General features: G+C 54.1%; 18 protein-coding genes. 10 read left to right on the top strand and 8 right to left on the bottom strand.

Annotation, left to right across the window (positions count from 1 at the left end; genetic code table 11):
* Nucleotides 1-37: 37 nt before the first annotated feature.
* The gene (gene dcp / locus RAC65_RS02145; RefSeq protein ID WP_375096311.1) at nt 38-2,080 is read left to right on the top strand and encodes a peptidyl-dipeptidase Dcp; all 2,043 of its coding nucleotides are present in this window, start codon (nt 38-40) and stop codon (nt 2,078-2,080) included.
* A gap of 34 nt (nt 2,081-2,114) precedes the next feature.
* Here dcp and hpxO read toward each other — a convergent pair whose 3' ends face one another.
* A complete protein-coding gene (gene hpxO / locus RAC65_RS02140; RefSeq protein WP_039340296.1) occupies nt 2,115-3,272 on the bottom strand; it encodes an FAD-dependent urate hydroxylase HpxO in 1,158 nt (385 codons plus the stop codon).
* 269 nt (nt 3,273-3,541) lie between these two features.
* On the opposite strand from hpxO, the gene RAC65_RS02135 reads away from it, so the two are divergent.
* Together RAC65_RS02135 and ampC are read left to right on the top strand one after the other, a co-directional pair.
* A complete protein-coding gene (locus RAC65_RS02135; RefSeq protein ID WP_375096310.1) occupies nt 3,542-4,723 on the top strand; it encodes a glycosyltransferase family 4 protein in 1,182 nt (393 codons plus the stop codon).
* Nucleotides 4,724-5,059: 336 nt separating this feature from the next.
* Nucleotides 5,060-6,202, top strand: a complete 1,143-nt coding sequence (gene ampC, locus RAC65_RS02130; protein ID WP_375096309.1) for a class C beta-lactamase — start codon at nt 5,060-5,062, stop codon at nt 6,200-6,202.
* A 50-nt stretch (nt 6,203-6,252) separates the two neighbouring features.
* Here the strand turns inward: ampC and RAC65_RS02125 are convergent, their stop codons facing one another.
* Nucleotides 6,253-7,146, bottom strand: a complete 894-nt coding sequence (locus tag RAC65_RS02125) for an SDR family oxidoreductase (protein ID WP_033741719.1) — start codon at nt 7,144-7,146, stop codon at nt 6,253-6,255.
* A 611-nt stretch (nt 7,147-7,757) separates the two neighbouring features.
* Here RAC65_RS02125 and RAC65_RS02120 point away from each other — a divergent pair.
* On the top strand, nt 7,758-8,507 hold the full coding sequence (locus RAC65_RS02120; RefSeq protein WP_039340302.1) for a LuxR family transcriptional regulator: 750 nt from the start codon (nt 7,758-7,760) through the stop codon (nt 8,505-8,507).
* On the opposite strand, the gene RAC65_RS02115 is transcribed toward RAC65_RS02120, so the two are convergent.
* The gene (locus tag RAC65_RS02115) at nt 8,479-9,111 is read right to left on the bottom strand and encodes an acyl-homoserine-lactone synthase (protein ID WP_006119202.1); all 633 of its coding nucleotides are present in this window, start codon (nt 9,109-9,111) and stop codon (nt 8,479-8,481) included. The two genes, RAC65_RS02120 and RAC65_RS02115, sit on opposite strands and share 29 nt — an antisense overlap.
* Before the next feature lie 521 nt (nt 9,112-9,632).
* Here RAC65_RS02115 and RAC65_RS02110 point away from each other — a divergent pair.
* Both RAC65_RS02110 and RAC65_RS02105 read left to right on the top strand, forming a co-directional pair.
* Nucleotides 9,633-11,012: an MFS transporter gene (locus RAC65_RS02110; protein ID WP_164481968.1), complete on the top strand. Its 1,380-nt coding sequence runs from the start codon at nt 9,633-9,635 to the stop codon at nt 11,010-11,012.
* 21 nt (nt 11,013-11,033) lie between these two features.
* Entirely contained in the window at nt 11,034-13,412 is a 2,379-nt protein-coding gene (locus RAC65_RS02105; RefSeq protein ID WP_324028421.1) for a glycoside hydrolase family 3 N-terminal domain-containing protein, read from the top strand.
* 38 nt (nt 13,413-13,450) lie between these two features.
* On the opposite strand, the gene RAC65_RS02100 is transcribed toward RAC65_RS02105, so the two are convergent.
* Entirely contained in the window at nt 13,451-13,903 is a 453-nt protein-coding gene (locus RAC65_RS02100; protein ID WP_375096308.1) for a GNAT family N-acetyltransferase, read from the bottom strand.
* Nucleotides 13,904-14,016: 113 nt separating this feature from the next.
* Between RAC65_RS02100 and hipB the strand changes: the two genes are divergently transcribed.
* Both hipB and RAC65_RS02090 read left to right on the top strand, forming a co-directional pair.
* On the top strand, nt 14,017-14,256 hold the full coding sequence (gene hipB, locus RAC65_RS02095) for a type II toxin-antitoxin system antitoxin HipB (protein ID WP_033741710.1): 240 nt from the start codon (nt 14,017-14,019) through the stop codon (nt 14,254-14,256).
* Nucleotides 14,256-15,359 carry a HipA domain-containing protein gene (locus RAC65_RS02090; protein WP_375096307.1) on the top strand — a complete coding sequence of 368 codons (1,104 nt, stop codon included), beginning with the start codon at nt 14,256-14,258 and terminating at the stop codon, nt 15,357-15,359. The genes hipB and RAC65_RS02090 overlap by 1 nt, the downstream gene beginning before the upstream one ends.
* A gap of 5 nt (nt 15,360-15,364) precedes the next feature.
* Here the strand turns inward: RAC65_RS02090 and RAC65_RS02085 are convergent, their stop codons facing one another.
* On the bottom strand, nt 15,365-15,781 hold the full coding sequence (locus RAC65_RS02085) for a GFA family protein (protein ID WP_324028424.1): 417 nt from the start codon (nt 15,779-15,781) through the stop codon (nt 15,365-15,367).
* A 97-nt stretch (nt 15,782-15,878) separates the two neighbouring features.
* Here RAC65_RS02085 and RAC65_RS02080 point away from each other — a divergent pair, with 97 nt between their 5' ends.
* The gene (locus RAC65_RS02080; protein ID WP_050504986.1) at nt 15,879-16,502 is read left to right on the top strand and encodes an FMN-binding negative transcriptional regulator; all 624 of its coding nucleotides are present in this window, start codon (nt 15,879-15,881) and stop codon (nt 16,500-16,502) included.
* 59 nt (nt 16,503-16,561) lie between these two features.
* On the opposite strand, the gene kup is transcribed toward RAC65_RS02080, so the two are convergent.
* A complete protein-coding gene (kup, locus tag RAC65_RS02075; protein WP_205956469.1) occupies nt 16,562-18,430 on the bottom strand; it encodes a low affinity potassium transporter Kup in 1,869 nt (622 codons plus the stop codon).
* An 828-nt stretch (nt 18,431-19,258) separates the two neighbouring features.
* Between kup and RAC65_RS02070 the strand changes: the two genes are divergently transcribed.
* Nucleotides 19,259-20,902 (top strand): methyl-accepting chemotaxis protein, encoded by a 1,644-nt coding sequence (locus RAC65_RS02070; protein ID WP_375096306.1) that lies wholly within the window; start codon nt 19,259-19,261, stop codon nt 20,900-20,902.
* A gap of 45 nt (nt 20,903-20,947) precedes the next feature.
* On the opposite strand, the gene RAC65_RS02065 is transcribed toward RAC65_RS02070, so the two are convergent.
* Nucleotides 20,948-21,595 carry an anti-sigma factor domain-containing protein gene (locus RAC65_RS02065; protein WP_039340315.1) on the bottom strand — a complete coding sequence of 216 codons (648 nt, stop codon included), beginning with the start codon at nt 21,593-21,595 and terminating at the stop codon, nt 20,948-20,950.
* The gene (locus tag RAC65_RS02060) at nt 21,592-22,146 is read right to left on the bottom strand and encodes an RNA polymerase sigma factor (protein WP_006119174.1); all 555 of its coding nucleotides are present in this window, start codon (nt 22,144-22,146) and stop codon (nt 21,592-21,594) included. Before RAC65_RS02060 ends, RAC65_RS02065 begins: the two co-directional genes overlap by 4 nt.
* Nucleotides 22,147-22,166 lie beyond the last annotated feature (20 nt).

Below are 22,166 nucleotides of genomic sequence, written 5' to 3'. Positions count from 1 at the left end.
CCACTATGAAACACTGTGTAGACTATCAGGAGCGCCTATGAACGCCCGTCAAAACCCTTTCTTTAGCGTCAGCAGTCTGCCTTATCACACGCCACCGTTTGACCAGATTCAGGAAACGGACTTTTTGCCCGCGCTGCAGGCCGGTATCGAAGAGAAACGTCAGGAAGTCCTGGCCATTGCGACATCCGCTGATGCCCCGACGTTCCAGAATACCTGTGAAGCGCTGGAGAAAAGTGGCCAGCTGCTGACCCGGGTAAGCCTGGTGTTTAATGCCATGACCTCGGCGAATACCAGCCCCTATTTACAACAGATCGATGAAGAGATTACGCCGCAACTGACCGCGCTTAATGATGAGATCATGCTGAATCGTCCGCTGTTTTCACGCATCGATCAGGTCTATGTGCAACGAAACCAGCTGGATGCCGAATCCAGACGTCTGGTAGAAATTCTCTGGCAGCGCTTTCAGCTTGCCGGTGCCAATCTGCCCGAAACGCAGAAACAGCAACTGAAAACCCTGAATCAGGAGGCGGCGCGGCTCAGTACCCAGTTCACGAATAAGCTGCTGGCGGCCACGAAGGCCGGCGGTCTGGTCGTCGAGGATGTGCAACAGTTAGCCGGTCTGAGCGCGTCCGATCTGGCCGTCGCCAGGGCCGCCGCGAAGGCGCTCGGTCTGGAAAACGCGTGGCTGTTGGTGCTGCAAAACACGACGCAACAGCCCGCGCTGCAATCGCTGACGGTGCGCGCAACGCGCCAGGCCCTGTTTCATGCGGCCCTGACGCGCAGTGAGAAAAACGATGATAACGATACCCGACAGTTAGTGCTTCGGCTGTCACAGGTGCGTGCCGAACAGGCGAGGCTGTTAGGATTCGCCAGTTTTGCGACCTGGCAACTGCAGGATCAGATGGCCAAAACGCCCGAGGCCGCTCTGGCGTTTATGCGTAATATTGTGCCTGCCGCCCGGGCAAGGGCCGAACGCGAAGCCGCGGCGATTCAGCAAACGATCGACAAGCAGCAGGGGGATTTTACCCTCAGCGCCTGGGACTGGAATTTCTACGCCGAGCAGGTCAGGCGAGCGCAGTACGATTTAGATGAGAATCAGATCAAGCCCTATTTTGAGCTCAACACGGTCCTGGAACAGGGCGTTTTCTGGGCGGCCACGCAGCTTTATGGTATTACGTTCGCGCAACGTCACGATCTGCCGGTTTACCATCCGGATGTACAGGTGTACGAAATTTTCGATGCTGACGGGAGTGGGCTTGCGCTGTTTTACACGGACTTCTTCAAACGCGACAGTAAAGGCGGTGGCGCCTGGATGAGCAACTTTGTTAATCAGTCCACGCTCCTCGACAGCAAACCCGTGATTTACAACGTCTGCAACTACACGCAACCCGCGGAGGGGGAACCCGCGCTCCTGAGCTGGGATGAGGTGATAACCCTGTTTCATGAGTTCGGGCATACGTTGCACGGCCTGTTTGCCAGCCAGCGTTATCCCAGCCTGTCCGGCACAGCAACGCCACGTGATTTTGTTGAATTCCCTTCACAAATCAACGAGCACTGGGCCAGCGAGCCACAGGTGTTTCGTCATTATGCCCGCCATCACCAGACGGGTGAGCAGATGCCCGCCGAGCTGCATGAAAAAATCATCAGGGCGGGCAAGTTTAATAAAGGCTACGAGATGAGCGAGCTGCTGGCCGCCGCGTTGCTGGACCTACACTGGCACAGCCTGGATGGCAGTCAGCCGGTACAGTCTGTTGACGGATTCGAGCAACAGGCGCTGCGCAGTGATGATCTCGATATGGCGGCCGTCCCGCCGCGCTATCGCTCCAGCTATTTCCAGCACATCTGGGGCGGTGGTTATGCCGCGGGTTATTACGCTTATATCTGGACGCAGATGCTGGCGGATGACGGCTACCAGTGGTTCGTCGAAAACGGCGGACTGACGCGCAAAAATGGCGATATTTTCCGCCAGAAGATCCTGTCTCGCGGCAACAGCAGTGATCTCAAAGCGTTATATGAAGCCTGGCGCGGGGGCGAACCGAAGCTTGAGCCGATGTTAAAAAATCGCGGCCTGGCCGACTGAGCAACAAAGGGCGGAGAATCCGCCCTTTGTTTTTTTACCCCAGCGGACCGCCTTCAATGGTCTCGCACAAGCCCGCCAGTACGCGCTCGCCGGTTTCATTTCTTAATGACTGATACCACTCCGACGTCATCACCGGATCTTTTGCATGCGTGATATCACAACGCTTGCGCGCTTTCAGAACCAGGTCTTTGACACGGTCAACGCGGCGCGCCTGATAACGCAGCAGCGCATCTTCGATGCCAAGCGAATGCGCAGCCAGGGCTGAAGCCAGTACAATGGCATCTTCCATCGCGGCACAGCCGCCCTGACCAATATCCGGCGTGGTGCTGTGCGCGGCATCGCCAAGCAGCACCACCCGGCCTTTCACGAAGCGCTGAAACGGCTCGATATCGTGAATTTCAACCCGGTTGGTGGTGTCCACATCAATGGCCGCAATCAGTTTTTGCACCGGGGCTGCCCAGCCGCTGAAATAGCGGCGCAAATCGTCACGTGCAGTAGTGCGGTCCTGTTCCAGCCCCGCAGGCAGCGGGACATCAAAGAAAAAGTAAAAGCGGTTTCCGCTTACCGGCATTAACGATACGCGCTTGCCATCCCCTACAAAGGTTGTCCACTGGTCCGCAGGCGCGATGGACTCATCAATGTTCACCAGACCGTTCCAGTTCACATAGCCCGCGTAACGGCGTGGCAGCTTTTCCCCCAGCACATAGTCCCGCACAACAGAGTGCGTGCCGTCTGCCGCGACCAGAAAATCGCCTTCAGCCTGGCTGTTGTCTTCGAAGGTGGCGACAACGCCCGTGGCGTGCTGTTCCACCTGCACGATACGTTTACCAAAATGCACTCTGTCGCGGCCGTAGGCATCCAGTAGCATGGCCTGCAACTCGGCGCGGGCAATCGGATAGGGGAATTCACCTACCTGCTGCACCAGCGGCGATAAACTGAACCGTGTCAGGGTTTCACCCGACAATGCATCCTTATAGGCCATAAAGGCCATATTACCGCCCAGCGCGCGGACTTTGTCTTTCAGGCCCAGCGAATTCAGGCATTTCACGCCATTTGGCCAGACCGAAATCGCAGCGCCGACGGGCCGAATGGTTTTTACCGCCTCATAGACTTCCGTCTGGAAACCCTGTTGCTCCAGCGCGAGGGCCGCCGTCATGCCGCCCATTCCGCCACCGATAACGATCGCTTTCATATGTTCTCTCCTTTGCATTGCGTCATATCTTGCAATTTTTGTTCCAGGCGATGAAAAGGCGGCAACCCGCATGAACAGGATGCAACTCGCTGATATTGAGGAATAATCTTTTCAGCCTGCACGCAAACCGTGCAAAAGGCCGCACCGTACCAGTGCAGGAATATTCTGTAAACCACATAAACCACGCGCTTTTAAGATGTTGCCTATGAAACATGCAATTCAGAGCGTGATATAGATCACGCCCTATGACAACGACTTCGGAATCTTTCATGAAAATTGGCATCAGCAATACGCACTATCCGGAGCAGCGCAATATCCTGGTGAATCCGGACAATCACTACATCAACCTGAAAAAGCGCAACCTGTTTTATTTCCTCAATCCGCTGCGTACACGTTTACTCAAGAAGAATAAACGCTTTGTGTTTGTCCCCGTGCCCTTCGCAATGGGGGAGAAGCCCGATATCCTGCATCTGTTTAATGAAGTCGCCATTACGCCCATGAACTGGGTCGCGACCTTCGAGACTGAGCTGCCGCGTGTTCTGCCTGTAGCGGGCGTCGCCAAGCAGAATAATCCTGAACTCAAACAACTGATTCCGTATTTGCTCAAGGATAACTGTTTTGGCCTGATCGCCATTTCCGATGCCACCTTGCATATTCAGATGAAGCTGTTTAAACCCGATGTCGCCGCGAAAATTCGCGCAAAAACGTTGGTGATGCATCCACCGCAAACCCTGTTTACGCAACAGAAGCGCCCACGGCAAAGCGATAAACTCCGCCTGGTGTTCGTTGGCAACGAGTTTTACCGTAAAGGCGGCGCAGAAGTCGTGCTGGCCATCAGTGAACTGATTGAGACGGGACAGATTGATGCTGGCCAACTCGACGTTCAGTTGATTGGTGAACTGACGAAACGTCATAATGTTGCCCATCGCGCTTTCCAGGATAACGACGCGTTTTATCGGGACATTGAAGATCGCATCACGCGCCATGCCTGCTTCACGCACCATTCCCGCAAGGATAATCGTGAACTGATGCAGTTGTTCCAGCAAAGCGATGTGGGGTTGCTGCCGACCTGGCAGGAAACCTACGGGTTTTCCGTACTGGAAATGCAGGCCAGCGGCTGTCCGGTATTGACCAGTAACGTTCGTGCGTTGCCTGAAATTAATCCGCCTACCGCCGGTTGGCTGATTGATGGCGAACTCAACGATGACCGCGAATATCAGGTCAACAGCGAAGCCGAGAAACACCGGCTACGTCGGGCATTAATAGACGGCATTAAGACAACCCTGCTGGACATTCTTGCGCAGCCACAGCAGTTAACGGAAAAAGGCGAGGGCGCGATTCTGCGCATCAAGCAGCAGCACGATCCGCGTCAGTATTGCGCCAGACTGAACGATATTTATCGCCGTGGCGTGGTCCAGGCCGTGGAACATCCGCCCGCGCTCTCAATTTAGCAAGATTTACCAGACGTTATGCGTCAGAGTCATCATACTTGTCTGACGCATATCTCTGGAGATCGGTTATGAAAAACTTGTATGCTCTGCTGCTGACCTGCTTCATGGGCAGCAGCGCCCTGGCGCAGCCCGCTCACACGTTTCCCCCTCGCACACCGTTGCCGCAACTCACGCCCGTCGCGGCGAAATGTGATCTCTCCAGCTGTCAGACTCGCTGTTATGTTGAGCAATCTCATTGTAATACGCGAAACTCAAGTGACTGCAGTACTCAGGCACAGCTCTGTGTGCAATCCTGTGCGGCACAGTGTCAATAACCTGTCACCTGAATGAGTACTGATGAAATCTTTTCTCACTGCATTACTGATTGCGTTTACCGCCAGCGCCCAGGCGGCTGACTTGTCGTCTCAGACCATCGCCGAACGGGTGAAAAGCGTGATTGATCCGCTGATGGCGCAGCAGGGCATTCCCGGCATGTCGGTCGGCGTGCTCTATAAAGGTCGCCCTCAGTACATTAACTTTGGTGTGGCCGATACCGCGAGCGAACGCCGGGTGACAGAAAATACGCTGTTCGAACTGGGGTCCGTCAGTAAGACATTCACGGGCGTGCTGGCGGGCGTGCTGATTCGTAACGGTGCGCTGCGTCTGAACGATCCGGTCTCCCGCTACTGGCCCGCGTTAAACGGCCCGCAGTGGCAAAGCCGACGGATGGTCCATCTTGCCACCTACAGCGCAGGCGGACTGCCGTTACATCTGCCCGATGAGGTAACCAGTCAGGATGAACTACTGGCTTACGCGCAGCAGTGGCAACCGGACGCCGCGCCGGGTACACAGCGTCACTATTCTCATGTCAGTATTGGTCTGCTGGGCTATTTGATGGTGAAGGGGGAATTTGAGGAGGCGATGCAAAAGGACGTTATCACGCCGTTGCGGCTGACACGCACCTTTTATACGGTGCCCCCGTCGATGATGTTTGATTACGCCTGGGGTTATCAGGACGGTAAACCGGTACGCGTCTCGCCGGGTATGCTGTCAGCAGAGACCAGCGGCGTGAAGTCCACCGCGCGCGACATGATGGCTTTTATGCAGGCCAATGCGAATCCCAATGGGTTGTCGTCCGGGAATACGTCATTGCGCAATGGCATTCTGACCGCGCAATCTCGTTACCTGCGCGCAGGTGAACTGTATCAGGGGCTGGGGTGGGAAATTTACCCCTGGCCCATTGACAGCCAGACGATCGTTGCCGCCAGTGACACTCAGGCCGCGCTGTCCACACAGCCCGCGACCATTCTGAGCCCGGCTCAACCCATGGATCGCGCCAGTTGGGTGCACAAAACCGGCTCCACAAAGGGCTTTGGTGCCTATATCGCGTTCGTCCCGCAACAAAACAGCGGGGTAATCCTGCTGGCCAATAAAAACTATCCCAATCCGGAGCGTATCAACGCGGCGGTTGCCATCATGGCTATGCTGGCATCGGACTGAACTAAAAATGGCCGCACAGGGCGGCCATCATATCGACGGAGATCGATGCGTTACACTGTGCCTGTACCGCCGTCTGAACACCACACCTGACCGGAGGCAAAACTGCACTCATCGGAAGCCAGAGTGACATAGAGCGGTGCGATTTCAACCGGTTGACCGGGACGGCCCAGCGGCGCATCAGCACCAAACTGTTCCACTTTTTCCTGCGGCTGGCCGCCACTGGGCTGCAGCGGTGTCCAGTACGGACCTGGCGCAACGGCATTCACGCGGATGCCTTCCGGCCCCAGCTGTTTTGCCAGCGCTTTGGTAAAGGCTACATTACAGGCTTTGGTCTGCGCATAATCCAGCAGGATATCGCTGGGTTTAAACGCCTGCACAGATGAGGTATTAATAATCGCTGCACCGCGCGGCAGGTGAGCCAGCGCCGCTTTTGTTAACCAGAAGGGCGCGTAAACATTCGTTTTAAAGGTGGCATCGAAATCTTCGGTGCTCAGCGTACGAATGGATTCATTAAACTGCTGGCGTCCGGCATTATTGACCAGAATATCCAGTCCGCCCAGTTTGTCGGCGGCTTCATTCACCAGTTTCTGGCAAAAGGCTTCTGAGCGCAGATCGCCGGGAATGGCCACGGCTTTACGGCCTTCGGCTTCAATCAGTTTAATCACTTCAGCCGCATCGGACTCTTCTTCTGGCAAATAGTTAATTGCCACATCGGCACCTTCACGTGCATAGGCGATGGCCACAGCGCGACCGATACCGGAATCTCCCCCTGTGATCAGGGCTTTACGGCCAGTCAGACGACCGTGACCACGATAGCTGGTTTCACCGTGGTCGGGTGGCGGGTCCATTTCGCTCGCCAGGCCGGGTGCCTGCTGCGGCTGCTGTCTGAACGGCGGCTTCGGGAAACGATCGGGATCGAGAATAGCCTTATTTGACGTTGTCATGCGTAAGCTCCTTAAACAGTCGTGTCAGAGAACTTAAGCCTGGCACAGATGTGATTTTTGTCACATTCAAATGCTTATTATTTGCGCTCAGGCAGTTAAAAAAACGGCAAAAAGACGTTTTAAATCCCCTGAATTTACCGATAAGCGCAGCGGAAATAGTGGAATATAGGGCCAGCGGGGCCGCATTCAGGGGCGCAGACCAGCCTGACAGGAAACAGAGAGGGCGTGCACGAAAGGGGAATAGCGCCTAAGTGGCTGAGAAACTAGCAGTTATTACGGGAGAAAATAAGAGATTGTATTAACAGTCATTAAGGGGGAGAATTGCTGCAGATTGAGTAACCGTGAATGTTTGTACAAATGTTTCAAAGATGTTACTATGAGTGTCCCGGCCAGCATCACTTTATATTTTGTGACGTCTGGCCGGACGTTTTCCCTGGTGTTGGCTGTTTTAGCGACCTGGCCGTACAGGTCAGGTTTTTTTTTACCGCTAAACAACTGAAGCCATTGTAACCTCTGAATGATTCATTGTAAGTTACTCTTAAGTATCATCTTACCTGTACTATAGTGCAGGTTAAGTCCACGTTAAGTAAAAGAAGCAGCATGGAGCCTGAATGTTTTCTTTTTTCCTTGAAAATCAAACAATAACGGATACGCTTCAGACTTACATACAGAGAAAGTTATCTCCGCTGGGTAGTCCGGATTACGCTTACACTGTTGTGAGCAAAAAAAATCCTTCAAATGTTCTGATTATTTCCAGTTATCCTGACGAATGGATTAGGTTATACCGCGCTAACAACTTTCAGCTGACCGATCCGGTTATTCTCACGGCCTTTAAACGCACCTCGCCGTTTGCCTGGGATGAGAATATTACGCTGATGTCCGACCTGCGGTTCACCAAAATTTTCTCTTTATCCAAGCAATACAACATTGTTAACGGCTTTACCTATGTCCTGCACGACCACATGAACAACCTTGCTCTGTTGTCCGTGATCATTAAAGGCAACGATCAGGCTGCGCTGGAGCAACGCCTTGCTGCCGAACAGGGCACGATGCAGATGCTGCTGATTGATTTTAACGAGCAGATGTACCGCCTGGCCGGTACCGAAGGCGAGCGAGCCCCGGCGTTAAATCAGAGCGCGGACAAAACGATATTTTCCTCGCGTGAAAATGAGGTGTTGTACTGGGCGAGTATGGGCAAAACCTATGCTGAGATAGCCGCTATTACGGGCATTTCTGTGAGTACCGTGAAGTTTCACATCAAGAATGTGGTTGTGAAACTGGGCGTCAGTAACGCCCGACAGGCTATCAGACTGGGTGTAGAACTGGATCTTATCAGACCGGCAGCGTCAGCGGCCAGGTAGTGACTGCGACGGGCGGACAGCCCGTACGTGACACCACATCACCACCGAGTTGCTGCTTGTCATCCTGACCTGCTGGCAGCGTCAGCAAATAGATACGTTCCTTTTCGGTCAGGAAAGCCTCTTTAATGACTTTGATTTGCCAGCCAGAGCGAGTGAGAATTTTCAACATCGCGCGGCTGACAATCGTATAGATATTGCCGTAGGCATTATTTTGCGCCCAGTTCACCATCGCTAAAAACAGGACCTGGCTGATAGGGTAGTGCTCACCTAACAGCGCACGTGCGCGGGCTTTGTCGACAAAAAAACGGCTGGATTCGGTACCATAGGCGGGCAGGGTGACATCACTGAAGCAGTGCTGAAAAGTGTGCGTGATCATGTTGGGACGATCGAGGCTGGTAAAACGTACGCTGCACACTAATTGTCCTTCGCAGATTCCCAGAATATAACGTGTACCGGGCCCATCAAATTCATCGGACTCCATTCCCTGACTGCAAATGACTTCCCATCCCAGACGATCGCTAAATGTTTTCTTGCGAAGTTTATAAAGTTCTTCTGAACGGGTGGTTTGCAGTTCTTCGTAACTGACGTCAAACAGTTCAAGCATTCCATTTCCTCTTAAAAGTTACTGCGGCCCTCGCGGTTATCCTGCACTGATTTTACAAGCTTTTCACTATGACGTTCAGTTAATTAACCATTATTCGAGCGAATGGCGTCGTTTTCTGTCTGTCAATGGGCAGGATAAAGCGTCTCAAGCGGTAAAACTGTCCCTGAAGGGATATTATTTGTCATAACGCGGCAGAACACAATACAAATAGTAACTAAACAATACTATTTCAAAAATGCATATTTTCCCAGTCGGTTTGTGCTAAAGGGGCTTTTAACAGATTAATGCCAGATGCACATCGCTATTTTTCATCCCCGGTTCGCGTAAAATTTTATATTAGAGAGTAATCAATATGTCCTGTATCACAAACCACAGAAAAAACTAAAAATCATAATTTGGCTGTTAATTTCGGTAATTGTTGACCTGGCGCAGTTTACTAATACTTGAGCCGGGCCTGCCTGCGCGTGGGCCAGGGATAGCTGATTAAGACAGGTAATTACCGAATTATAAGGCGAATTATAATGACTATATCCTCTGAGCTTAAAACGAAAGAAAAACTGGGTTACGGCATCGGTGATGCCGCCAGTTCGATGGTATGGCAAACCGCCACCTTATTTCTGGCCTATTTTTACACGGATGTGTTCGGCTTACCGGCCGCGATTATGGGCACCATGTTTTTAGTGGTGCGCCTGGCCGATGCGTTTGTCGATCCCTGTATTGGGGCACTGGTCGATCGTACCCGAACCCGTCATGGCCGTTTTCGCCCGTGGCTCATGTGGTTCGCGATTCCGTTCGGCGTCAGTTGCCTGATCACCTTTTACGTGCCGGATGCAGGCCCGACCGCCAAAATTGTCTATGCCTGCGTCACCTATGCAATTCTCAGTTTTATTTATTCTGCTGTCAATGTGCCTTACTGCGCGATGCCCGGAGCCTTGACCCTGGATCCACGCGAGCGCCATTCGCTGCAATCCTGGCGGTTTGCCTGTGCGTTTATCGGCGGACTGGTGGTCACGGTGATCGGCCTGCCGCTGGTCGAATGGCTGGGGCAGGGAGACAAGGCAAAGGGTTACCTTTACGCCATGGGCCTGATGGGATTTCTGGGCGTGGTGTTAATCTACTGCTGCTTCTTTATGACGCGTGAGCGTTATTTACCCCACAACGATACAGCGGGGTCAATGTGGTCGGATCTCAAGCTGCTCGCTAAAAACAATCAGTGGCGCATCATTATTATTTTTAACATCCTGCTCCTGACCGCCGTCGTGACGCGCGGCTCATCGACCCTGTATTACATGAATTATGTCTTACGGCGACCTGACCTGGTCTTTACTTTTATTGTGACGGGCATGATAGCCGCATTATGCGGTGCATTTTTATCAGAACGTATATTAGGAAAATTCGACCGCATTCGTGCTTATCAGGTCTGTCTTGTCAGTTTTGTTTTCTTTCTGACGGTCATTTATTTAATTCCACCGTCCCAGGTCTGGTTAATCATTGGGTTAAATATTGTTTTTGGCTTTGTTCAGAATCTGACCACGCCTGTTCAATGGAATATGTTTTCTGACGTCGTGGATTATGAAGAACATCGCAGCGGCAGACGTCTCGACGGCCTGGTTTTCTCGACCGCCTTATTTGCCATCAAATTTGGCCTGGCCATGGGCGGTGCCGTCGTGGGCTGGATCCTCGGTCTGGTGCACTACCAACCCGGCGTCGCTGCACAGTCACCCCAGGTCATTACCACCATCAACCTGATGCATAACATCATCCCCGGCGTGCTGTTTATCGCCATGCTGCTTCTGCTTTTTTTCTATCAACTTAACAGCCCGCGAGTCAATGCGATTGCCGAAGCGCTGGCGGCAAAACGCGCCGCAGAAGCCCGACACGATGCTGAAAACACAATTTGATCTCAGCGAAAGGAGAGAAACATGACCGAGATGTATAAGGATCCTCATCAGCCCATTGACGTACGCGTAGACGATCTGTTGTCGCGCATGACGGCCGAAGAGAAGTTCGCCCAGATGCACGCCTACTGGCTCATCCTGGATGAACAGGGCAATCATCAGCCGCGAAGCGATTTGAGCGATGACTTCACGGGCGTCAGCGAACACACCATCCTGAAGGCGCAGTTAACGCACGGCGTCGGTCAGATTACCCGTCCTTTGGGCACGCACATTGTTGATGCCGTCACTGGCGTGCGTGCCGCGAACCGTTTACAACGCGACCTGGTTGAAGGCTCGCGCCTTGGCATCCCGGCCCTGTTTCATGAGGAGTGCCTCGTGGGTTTACTCTGCAAAGGCGCTACGCTCTTTCCGTCCTCGCTTAACTACGGTTCTACCTGGGATGCCGGGCTGGTGAAACGGGCGGCACAGCATATCGGTGCCGAAGCGCGGTCCGTTGGCTGTAAGCAGGGGCTGGCTCCGGTACTGGATGTGTCACGGGATGTCCGCTGGGGCAGAACGGAAGAAACCTTTGGAGAAGATCCCTGGCTGGTGGGCGTGATGGCAACGGCCTATGTCGAAGGTTTACAGGGCGAGCGGCGCGATCTGCTGGCTACGCTCAAACACTATGCAGGCCATTCATTTAGCGAAGGTGCGCGCAATCATGCGCCTGTCCATCTCGGTTTTTGCGAACTGAACGACACGTTCCTGCTGCCGTTCGAAATGGCCGTAAAGCTGGCTAATGCCGGCTCGGTCATGCCCGCTTACCATGACATCGATAATCAACCCAGCCACAGCGATCGTTTTTTACTGACCGACGTGCTTCGGGAGCAGTGGGGATTCGATGGCCTTATCGTGGCGGACTATGGCGGCGTCAGTTTGCTACATCAGCATCACGGCATTTCGCAGGATGCGGCGGAGTCGGCGGCACTGGCGTTTAATGCCGGTCTGGATGTCGAACTGCCTAAGGATGACTGCGCGCGTCATCTGGCCGAGGCGGTATCCCGTCAACTGCTGTCGATGGAGACGATTGACCGTATTGTCAGCCGTATCCTGACAGAAAAATTTCGCCTGGGGTTATTCGACGATCCGTACATCCGTGAAGCGGACATTTGTCTTCAGCACGAGGAAACCCGTCAGGTAGCGCGTACGGTCGCCACACAGTCAATTACGCTGCTGGAAAATAACGGGATTCTGCCGCTGAAAACCGGCGCGCGCGTGGCGGTAGTCGGGCCCTGTGCTGACGATCCGCTGGCTTTGCTGAGCGGCTACAGTTTTCCGGTTCACCTGATCATCAGCGATATGCTGGAAGAAACATCGCAGGTCACCACGCCGCTGGCCGCACTGCAACACTATCTGGGTGAGCAGCAGGTCCGCTATGCCAAAGGGTGCCATATCATTGAAACCCGCACCGCCGGTGCGCCGGTTTTCCCGGGGGACAGCGGGGCGAAACCAATGCAGCAGTCGCCGGTGTCTCAGGATACCGGGTTGATTGACGAGGCGGTTGAGGTTGCCCGACAAAGCGATGTCGTGATTGCCTGCGTGGGGGATCTGGCGGGGCTGTTTCAAAGCGGCACCGTAGGCGAAGGATCGGATACCGACAGCCTGACTCTGCCCGGCGTTCAGCAGCCGCTGCTGGAGGCGCTGGCCGCCACAGGTAAGCCCCTGATTGTGGTGATGACGGGTGGGCGACCTTACAACCTGCAAGGAATGGAGGAGCGCGTCGCGGCCTTTATGCTCGCCTGGGCGCCGGGCCAGGAAGGCGGCTGGGCGATTGCCGATGTGCTGACGGGGCGGGCAGAACCGCAGGGGCGACTGGTGGTCAGTATCCCGAAAAACGTCGGCGCGATGCCGTTCTATTACAACCACAAACTGAAAAGCGGTGGAACGCCCATCGCGTTTCATTTTGGCGCACGCTATCCGTTTGGCTTCGGTCTGGGCTGGACGACGTTCGACTGGGGCGCGCCTCAGCCTGAACAGGATCAGGTCGCGATCGATGGCGAGATCCGCCTGCGGATCACCGTGACCAATCGGGGGGAACGGCAGGGCAGCGAAGTGATCCAGCTCTATGTTCGTGACCGAATCGCCAGCCGGGTACGCCCGCTTCAGGAACTGAAAGCGTTTCAGCGCGTCACGCTGGCGCCAGGCGCGTCAGCCGAACTGTGCTTTACGCTTCCTGTCGATATGCTCAACTTTACCCGTGGCGATGGTAAACGTATTGTCGAACCGGGAGAGTTCGAGTTGCAGACAGGTTCCTCGTGCCGTGATATTCATGGCGTCAGCACCGTAACGGTAACGGGAGAAACGCGTGTGCTGCCGACACACTGGCGGATGTTAAGCACCTGCTCGGTCAATGTTGCCGACTGAGGCCTTCGCCTGCCCATTAAGCGGATGGGCAGGCGCGTTTAGGTGTGCTCGCACAACGTTTTCGTCAGGTAATGACGCTGCATACCGGCTTCGAGAAAATCCGGCAGCGACATTTTCAGGACATAGCCCTGTTTCTGGTAAAAGGGCAGGGCCTGAAAGCTAAAGGTATCCACTTGTGCGCTGTGGCAGCCTCTGGCCACAGCTGCCTGTTCCGCAGCTCGAATCAGCTCACCGCCCAGGCCCGCACCACGTTGGGCTTCACTGACCCACAGGTAATCAATACACAGCCAGCGGCCTTTAATGCTGCCAGCCAGCCCGCCTTGTAACGGCCCCTGATCGTGACGACACATGACCGACAGCGGTCCCCATAACGCCGTGTCAATAAACTGATGATTCCAGGCACGCAGCCCGGTAAAGAGATCCTGCTTGTCCTGCTCACTCAGCGTGTGAGTCACGGTCAGCGAAAAAGTGGTGTTAACGGGCCTGCTCATTTTTTGTCCTTATATCCCCTGTAAGGGATAATATTGCCGTTATCAAAAGGGGCATCTACGCTATAAATATCCCCTCCAAGGGATAAATTCTGATGAATGATGGAGCGCGCAAGATGATTTACAGTCCCCGGCAGTTAGCCAATCAGCTGAAACGCCTGCGTCAGCAGCAGGGCTGGACCCAAACCGACCTGGCCAAACGCGTGGGCCTGAAACAGGCAACGCTGTCTCATTTTGAAAATTATCCTGAGTCTACCTCACTGGAAACGCTGTTTAAAATTTTGCAGGCGCTGGATATTGCTCTGGCGCTGCAGATCAAAACGCCCCCGACCACGCCAGCGGAGGATGCCTGGTAATGGCAAAACTCATCGCCTGGATGAACGGTGAGCGGGTCGGAACGTTAATGCAGCATCATGACGGGACGCTGAGCTTCCAGTACGCTGCCAGCTGGCTTCAGCATCCGCTCACCCGGCCTCTCTCACTGTCACTGCCGCTGCAACGTGCCGCCCACCACTCAGTCAGGGTGAGCTATTTCTTCGAAAACCTGCTAAGACCTATCCCATTGACAGAAAAGGAAAAGAATCATGCTTTCCAGACAAAATCCTGTGGGGTTTTCGCCGTATTGCAAAAAGTGGGACACCGGTTACCGGGTGCACTTATCATGCTGCCGGTAAACCAGCAGCCCGTTGAGCTGGATGACGAATCCATAATGTCCGATATGGCCAGCGCACATGCCGACAGCGACAACGCCTTTCTGTGTCTTGCGCTGGCGCGTGAACTGGGCCTGCCTGTACCGGATGCCAGGCCGCTTCACCAGGAAGGCGGGGGCAGGCAATTGTGCATCACGCGTGACGACCGTCGCTGGAATGCGGACCGGACGCAGTGCTACCGCCTTCCCACCGAAAACCTGTGCCAGGCGCTGGGATTCCCGCCCGCGTGCAGTCATGAACAATCGGGCGGTCCGGGCCTTGAGGCACTGATGGGATTACTGATGGGATCGCGCAGCGCGCTTACAGATCGCGAAGCGATAATGCGTTGCCTGGTATTTCAGTGGTTAACAGGCATCACCAGTCTGGATGCCCGACATATCAGATTGTTCATCGAGCGCGAGGGGAGTTTTCGGCTGGCACCGTTTCGGTGTCTGGTCTCCGCCTGGCCCGCGCTCTCTCAGCGCAAAATGGACCGCGATGACATCCAGTTACCCCTTGGTGTCACAGGCCCGGCGGGCAAGCTGCATCGCATCACGCAGATCGCGCCCTCACACTTTCTGGCCAGTGCCCGCAGCATGCGGTTCAGTGAGGAGCAGATGCACGCTATCCTGAATGGCTTTGTATCTGCTTTACCGGCTGCGATGATCCGGGTACGTGACAGCCTGCCAGAAGAGGTTTCTCTGGTGGTGGCCGATGCGATTTTCAGCCATTCATTGCTGATGCTCGAACAGGTCCGTTCGCTGACCTGAAGGGATCATGACGTTTCCGGCTGGTAAATCAGATGTCCCGCCACGCCGCCTTTGCCCCCATCTTTGGGATGGTTCATGCCATCCGTCACGGGAACGGAGGCGAAATCAAAAGGGGAAACGCCTGTCAGGCACGCCGCGTTAACCCCGAACTGTTCGGGATTAGAGCGGCTCTGGTGGAAGGTGTAAATACCACAAACCGAGCAGAAATAATGCACCGCCTGTCCGGAATTAAAGCGGTATTCACTCAGCGCCGCTTTCCCTTTGTGGATCGTCAGCCCCGAAGCAAGGGCAAACACCACCACGGCACCGCGCATCCGGCAAAATGAACAGTTACAGCGTCGGGCCGTATTCAGTCCATCCAGCAGTTCAACAGTAAACGCAACCGCACCACAGTGGCACTGTCCTGAAGTGATTTCTGACATCGCTTGCTCCTTTTTCATCCTGTCACGTTTCGCAGCGTGACAGAGGTGAGGGGTTAATGGCATAAAGACGAAAGGGAATTCAGCCAGGATATTGTGAATGCTTAACGTAAAAGACACCAGCATGACGCCGGAAGAGTGCAGACATTTTCTCACGCAGCACACGTTTGGAACGCTGGTGAGCAGCGATCTGCAAATCAGCCATATTCCGTTTTGCTTCAACGGTGAAAACGTTCTTGAAACACATCTGGCACGCAATAATCCGCAACGGGTTGCGCTGGCGCAGCAGCCGTGCCTGCTGAGCGTTCTGGGTCCGCATGCCTTTATCAGTACGGATTACTATCTGGCGTCACCTGCCGTTCCAACCTGGAACTATGCCGCCGTCAGCGTGAAAGGCATCAGCAGGCTGATGACGCAGGCGGAACTGGGCCAGTCGCTGGACAGAATGTTAGCCGCGTTTCAACCGGGCCTGAGGCAGGATAAACAACGGCTTCCCGATGATTATCAACAAAAACTGATGCAGGGCATCACCGGTGTCAGGATAGAGATTAGCCACATCAGCGGCACGCTGAAGCTTGGGCAGCATCGCCGTCCACCCGAACAGCTTAATGTTTTCCAGCAACTGGCTGCCCAGGGCGGTGCGTATGCGGATTATGCGCGCTTTGCTCAGGACTGGCTGAGCCGCTTCCGGCCAGACGTACTGACCCGTCACCACGGTGCGTAAAGGCTGAGGAGGGAATAAACCGGGCAGCGTCACATGAAGACGCTGCCCGGGTACGTCAATCAAAACTCTTTTTGCCCACCCAGCTCAATGACGCGGTTTGGCGGGATCATAAACTGTTCATGGGCACGTAACGCATTGCGCTGGAAGAAATGGAAGATGGCACCACGGGCATGTGCCAGACCGCGTCGTTTCTTCATCACCAGCGTGTCGTGAGAGGTGAAAAACGACGCCTCATTTAACGTACAGCCAAATCCTTCCAGCCCGCACAGGTGCAACACATCTTTCATGGAAGGCCGTTCATGCCAGCCGTATTCGGCCGTCACCTGCCAGAAGGACGGCGAAAGCTGACGTAGCGCGATGCGCTTCTGGTTATGAACACGCGGCAGGTCAACCGTTTTTATATGCAGAAGAACCGTCCGCTCATGCAGCACCCGGTTGTGTTTCAGGTTATGCAGCAGCGCCTGCGGAATTTCATACTCTTTGCGGGTCAGAAAAATTGCCGTACCGCCAACCCGCATCGGGGGCGAAGCCTCCAGCGAGCTAATCAGGGCTTTTAACCTGACGGGATCGTCAGTCAGACGACGAATGAGCCTTGAACGCTCTCCGCTCCAGATCAGCATCAGCATCAGCATCGTCATCGCCAGCAACACGGGAACCCAGCCGCCCGACAGCAGTTTCATCAGGTTGGAAATAAACAACGGAACGTCGATCGCCAACATACAGAGCAGGAAAACCAGCGCCACGGGCAGCGGCCATTTCCAGTTTTTAAAGGCGACGATACCGGCCAGGCAGGCTGTCAGAACCATGGTGCCGGTCACCACGATGCCGTACGCCGAAGAGAGGGCCGAGGACTGACGGAAGGCCAGGATGACGACGGTCACCGCACCGAAAAGTAACCAGTTCACTACCGGAATGTAGATTTGCCCCGATTCGGTTGCCGAGGTGAAAATGACGCGCATCGGCGGCAAAAAGCCCTGACGAATTGCCTGATGTGTCAGGGTATAAACCCCACTAATGATCGCCTGAGCCGCAATAACGGTGGCCAGCGTCGACAGGATGATTAACGGAATCTGCGCCCAGACCGGGGCCAGGATATAAAACGGGTTTTGTATCGCGCCGGGACTGGCCAGCACCAGCGCCCCCTGACCGAAATAGTTCAGCACCAGAGCAGGCAGGGCAATGATCAGCCACGCCAGCCTGATGGGGGTTTTCCCCAAATGCCCCATGTCAGCATACAGGGCCTCCGCACCGGTCACCGCCAGCACCACCATGCCCAAAGCTGCGAAAGACAGGGCTTCATGATTCAGCAGAAATTTCAGCGCAAATGCCGGGTTGAGCGCATGAAGAACATGGGGATTCATCAGAATTCCGTGCACGCCCAGTATCGCCAGGGTGATAAACCACACCAGCATAATCGGCCCAAAGACGCGGCTGACCCGTTCAGTGCCGTGTTTTTGAATCACAAATAACAGAGTCAGAATCACCACAGCCAGCGGCACGATATAGCGATCCAGCGCGGGTGCAACAACCTCGATCCCCTCAACGGCAGACAGCACTGAGATGGCCGGCGTGATAATGCCGTCGCCGTAAAAAAAGGCGCCGCCCGTCAAACCGGCAAGCACAATGATGCGGCTGAGCGTGGCGCCAACATTTTGCCGGGCCAGCGACATTAAGGTCAGTATTCCCCCTTCGCCATCGTGATCGGCGCGCATGATGAACATGACATATTTCACCGTCACAATCAGCATCAGTCCCCAGAAGATCAGCGACAGAAAGCCCATCACGGCTTCTTCGGTGACCGCGCCAGAAGGAAGGATAGAAAGACACTCTTTTAAGGTATAAAGCGGGCTGGTACCGATATCACCAAATACGATCCCTGCTGCTGCCAGCATACCGGCTGGAAGGGATTGCTTTTCAGACTGGGCCATTTAATGTCCTGTTGTATTTCACGTCATCATAAGCTTCAAACCGACAGTTACACCGGTTGACGCTGAGCATGACATTACGCGTTTTGCTGTGAATTAGGGAGTAGCTGGTGATGTTATGTACTGCATTTTTACAGCTTTGCGCTTTATTTTTACGGCATTTTTATACAACTGTCGATTTATCCGGCAGTGAGGCCTGACGCTGACCCTTTACCGCTACCGTTTCCCCCTGACGCGTGATTCGCCTGCCAGGTCAACACACGCGGATAAGGTCTCATCTCAACGCTGCCTCCCTCGTAACAGCATGCGGACGCGTCCGTGCACGCTCAGAACAGTTCCTCAAAGTGTAATCAGCCCGTACAGGAAACACCACGCAGCCTCTGCCGTTTTAAAAAAATATTTTTTAATAGTCCTTATTTATGATTAATGCGGCAGGCGATTTTTTAAGGCTAATTAATTTCAAAAAATAAAAGACAAATACGGTGTCGTGGACAGGGGGTGAAGACGATTTTGCGCTGTCTTTAGCCAACTTTTACTGATTAATGTCGTGTGTCGTTTTAAATAAGGTTGGATAAACGATGGCTGAAAATAAATTTTGTTTATTTTTAATCATTATCACTTCTTCTTTTTAATTTTCCTTTCTGCCTTTAATAGTCAAACTCTCATTCAGCGGGCTAATCGGTTTTTATGAAAATAAACGTTTTGTCCTGATATCTTTGCGACACAGCACCATCTGACATTAATGCTAATGCCTGAAGCGTCGATATATTTATTGCTGGCGTTATTCAGCATTACTTACAGAATTACCGTCTTAATATTCGGGGTTTTAATATGACTATTACACAGCGACTTTTCCTGACGTTTTCTCTACTCTCCGCCGCTATGGTCGCGATGGTAGTGATCGTCATCATGGTGTTAGCAGGCTTTCAGTCGCGTTTTCAGTACGTGCAAGACAACACGCTACCTTCAATTGTAGACCTTGATAAAATGGTCAACGGCAGTAATCGGGTTAACGTATCGCTTTATCGCCACCAGAGTGCCAAAGATTCGGCTAAGCAGGTTGAGTTCGAAAAAGAAATCGCTGCGAAGATGGATACGCTGAAAGGCCTGACCCTGTTCTATTTAAAAAATGAAATTACCAACGATCAGGATAAGCAGTTAAGTGAACATGCGCTGGCACTGATTAAACAGATCCAGACGCGCTTACCTGCCTTCCTTGAATACTCGCGTTCGCATGATGACGCTCATTCTCTTTCCGCGTTGCAAGGCCCGGACGGTGTGGGGCAGTCTATCCGTGATCTCATTGAGAGTTATCAGAACCAACTGCAGTTTAATGTGCAGGTGGGCGCGGCTTTTCAAAAAGAGAATAACCGCGTTTATCATCAAACCTTATGGGCCTTAATCGCCGGTTCCAGCGTCATTATCCTGATATTGGGCGCGTTATCTGTTCGTACTATATTAAGCATTCGTCGCCATCTGAATGGTATGCGCACAACCATGGAGCACGCCAGCGAGCGGCTTGATTTAACGCTGCGTGCCGATGACACACGTAAAGATGAAATCGGGTTAACGGCAAAAGCATTTAATGCTTTGGTGGAGAATGTGGCGCAGTCTTTGTCTGCCGTCGAACGGTCCGCCCACTCGGTCAGCACGGCCTCGTCGCAAATTTCAGCCGGTAACGAAGATCTCTCCTCACGAACCGAACAGCAGGCCGCGTCGCTTGAGGAAACGGCGGCCAGCATGTCTGAACTGAGCGAAACGGTTCGTCAGACGGCTGAAAATACCCGTCTTGCCAGCAAGTTGTCTAAAAACGCGCGTGAGATATCCAGTGACAGCTCTGACAAAGTGCACACCATGTTAGGCACCATGACCGATATAAAACAGAGTTCGGAGAAAATCACCGCCATCATCGCGCTGATTGAAGGTGTGGCGTTTCAGACCAATATCCTGGCACTCAACGCCGCCGTTGAGGCCGCCCGTGCCGGCGAGCAGGGGCGTGGCTTTGCCGTGGTGGCCGGTGAAGTGCGTAATCTTGCCCAACGCTCGTCGGCTTCCGCACGGGAGATTAAAGATCTGATCGAATCGTCGATGCGTTATGTGGAAACGGGCGTCAGCCAGGCAGAGCAGGTCGGGGAAAATATGGGGCGCATGAATGATGCAATTCGCCAGGTCACCGATCTGGTTGATGAGATTGCCATTGCGTCTCAGGAGCAGTCGCTGGGCATCAGTCAGGTCCATCAGGCTGTGCATCAGATGGATGACGTTACGCAACAGAACGCCGCGCTGGTGCAGGAAGCGTCATCAGCATCGCGCTCGCTGATGGATCAGGCAGGCGCACTGAATGATCTTGTTGCCGCCTTCGTGCTGACCGAGGCTCCCGATGTACAGGCGCGCACGGTGGCGCCGCTCAAACCCGCCTTCGCGATGGCGAGCGCATCGGCATCAAATCAGGACGCAAACTGGCAACATTTCTGATGTGTCGGTGACACGCAGTGACAGGACTGCCACTGCATGTCGGGCCTATATTTTACCACTGTAAAGTACGGGCCCGGTGGGTTGCCCCGTCGGTGAGCCGCCCCGCGGCTCCCGGCTGATGGCGACCACCGCGTTTTTCAGGGAATCTTGCCGTTTCAGTGCCAGTTGGGTGGCCTGTTCAGCGTTAAGTAACCCCAGCGAAATGGGACGACTGCCTGTTGGAATCAGCCATAACTGCAGGCTGGTGTGGCTGTCAGCCGTTACCGGCTGCAATGGCGTCACCCGTAGCTGGGTTAAATCGTGGTCGGCGCTGACCACCCATTGGCTGTGTTGCTGAGCGTCACTCATGACGGTAAGCGGGGTAAACTCTGGCACGTAAAACATGCGCCAGGAAAAAAGGGCAAGGACCGCAATGGCCGCCGCTACCATCCAGCCCAGTGCGGCGCGGCGGGCAGGGCGGGCAGAGGGTTTTGCGGGCAGATTCAGGACAATTTTCTTCCAGACCCGATCCGGCGGGATTTCGGGTATCAGTTGACTGTCCAGCCCAGCGAGTAACGTTTGCCATTTGGCAACCTGTTCGGCCAGCTCTGGCTCGGTCAGCAGGCGCGTCTGAAAGCGTAACCGGGCAGGGCCACGCAGCGTACCAATGGCGTACTCGGCAGAGAGTGCATCGTCACGTTGTTGTCTGTTCATAGTCCGACACATTCCCGAAGGTGGGCCATGGCACGGCGGATCCAGCTTTTCACCGAACCCACCGGCTGCTGTAGCCAGTGAGCAATATCGCTGTGTGACATGCCCTGATAATAGGCCAGCGTAACGCTCTGCCGTTGCTCGCTGCTTAGGTTTTCCATACAGCGACGCAGGCGCGCAGCCTGGGCATCATCGGGCCTGCTGTCCGGTTCGTCGGCATCGACGACCAGCAGGGCATCATCATGCGGTTCTTCTGTACTGGCCATGCGCGCCTGTCCGCTACGTAACCAGTCAATACAACGATGACGAACGATCTGCGTCATCCAGGTCATCGGCGCGCTCAGCGCTGGATCATAGGTCTCCGCTTTGCTCCAGATGGTGAGAAAGCAGTCATGCAGCACTTCTTCCGCCCAGGGGCGATGGCGCAACATCCGTAAGGCAATGGCAAAAAGGTGCGGCGAGGTTTGCCGATACAGTTTTTCGAACGCCAGGCGATCGCCTTTCACGATCGCCTGCATCAGGGTTACCTGCTCCACTGCCCGCACCTTGTCCATAATCATCCTGAATGATGTGA

This window comes from Pantoea sp. BS_8 (genome assembly GCF_041954965.1).
Lineage (GTDB): Bacteria > Pseudomonadota > Gammaproteobacteria > Enterobacterales > Enterobacteriaceae > Pantoea > Pantoea stewartii.
This window is presented reverse-complemented; position numbering and strand designations above follow the sequence as displayed.

Excerpts from the sequence above, each read along its gene's own strand:
- hpxO (WP_039340296.1), bottom strand. The coding sequence starts at position 3,272 with ATGAAAGCGATCGTTATCGGTGGCGGAATGGGCGGCATGACGGCGGCC.
- RAC65_RS02070 (WP_375096306.1), top strand. The coding sequence starts at position 19,259 with ATGACTATTACACAGCGACTTTTCCTGACGTTTTCTCTACTCTCCGCC.
- RAC65_RS02060 (WP_006119174.1), bottom strand. The coding sequence starts at position 22,146 with ATGGACAAGGTGCGGGCAGTGGAGCAGGTAACCCTGATGCAGGCGATC.
- ampC (WP_375096309.1), top strand. The coding sequence starts at position 5,060 with ATGAAATCTTTTCTCACTGCATTACTGATTGCGTTTACCGCCAGCGCC.
- RAC65_RS02120 (WP_039340302.1), top strand. The coding sequence starts at position 7,758 with ATGTTTTCTTTTTTCCTTGAAAATCAAACAATAACGGATACGCTTCAG.
- RAC65_RS02090 (WP_375096307.1), top strand. The coding sequence starts at position 14,256 with ATGGCAAAACTCATCGCCTGGATGAACGGTGAGCGGGTCGGAACGTTA.
- RAC65_RS02085 (WP_324028424.1), bottom strand. The coding sequence starts at position 15,781 with ATGTCAGAAATCACTTCAGGACAGTGCCACTGTGGTGCGGTTGCGTTT.
- RAC65_RS02110 (WP_164481968.1), top strand. The coding sequence starts at position 9,633 with ATGACTATATCCTCTGAGCTTAAAACGAAAGAAAAACTGGGTTACGGC.
- RAC65_RS02100 (WP_375096308.1), bottom strand. The coding sequence starts at position 13,903 with ATGAGCAGGCCCGTTAACACCACTTTTTCGCTGACCGTGACTCACACG.
- RAC65_RS02065 (WP_039340315.1), bottom strand. The coding sequence starts at position 21,595 with ATGAACAGACAACAACGTGACGATGCACTCTCTGCCGAGTACGCCATT.
- RAC65_RS02135 (WP_375096310.1), top strand. The coding sequence starts at position 3,542 with ATGAAAATTGGCATCAGCAATACGCACTATCCGGAGCAGCGCAATATC.
- RAC65_RS02125 (WP_033741719.1), bottom strand. The coding sequence starts at position 7,146 with ATGACAACGTCAAATAAGGCTATTCTCGATCCCGATCGTTTCCCGAAG.
- hipB (WP_033741710.1), top strand. The coding sequence starts at position 14,017 with ATGATTTACAGTCCCCGGCAGTTAGCCAATCAGCTGAAACGCCTGCGT.
- dcp (WP_375096311.1), top strand. The coding sequence starts at position 38 with ATGAACGCCCGTCAAAACCCTTTCTTTAGCGTCAGCAGTCTGCCTTAT.
- kup (WP_205956469.1), bottom strand. The coding sequence starts at position 18,430 with ATGGCCCAGTCTGAAAAGCAATCCCTTCCAGCCGGTATGCTGGCAGCA.
- RAC65_RS02105 (WP_324028421.1), top strand. The coding sequence starts at position 11,034 with ATGACCGAGATGTATAAGGATCCTCATCAGCCCATTGACGTACGCGTA.
- RAC65_RS02115 (WP_006119202.1), bottom strand. The coding sequence starts at position 9,111 with ATGCTTGAACTGTTTGACGTCAGTTACGAAGAACTGCAAACCACCCGT.
- RAC65_RS02080 (WP_050504986.1), top strand. The coding sequence starts at position 15,879 with ATGCTTAACGTAAAAGACACCAGCATGACGCCGGAAGAGTGCAGACAT.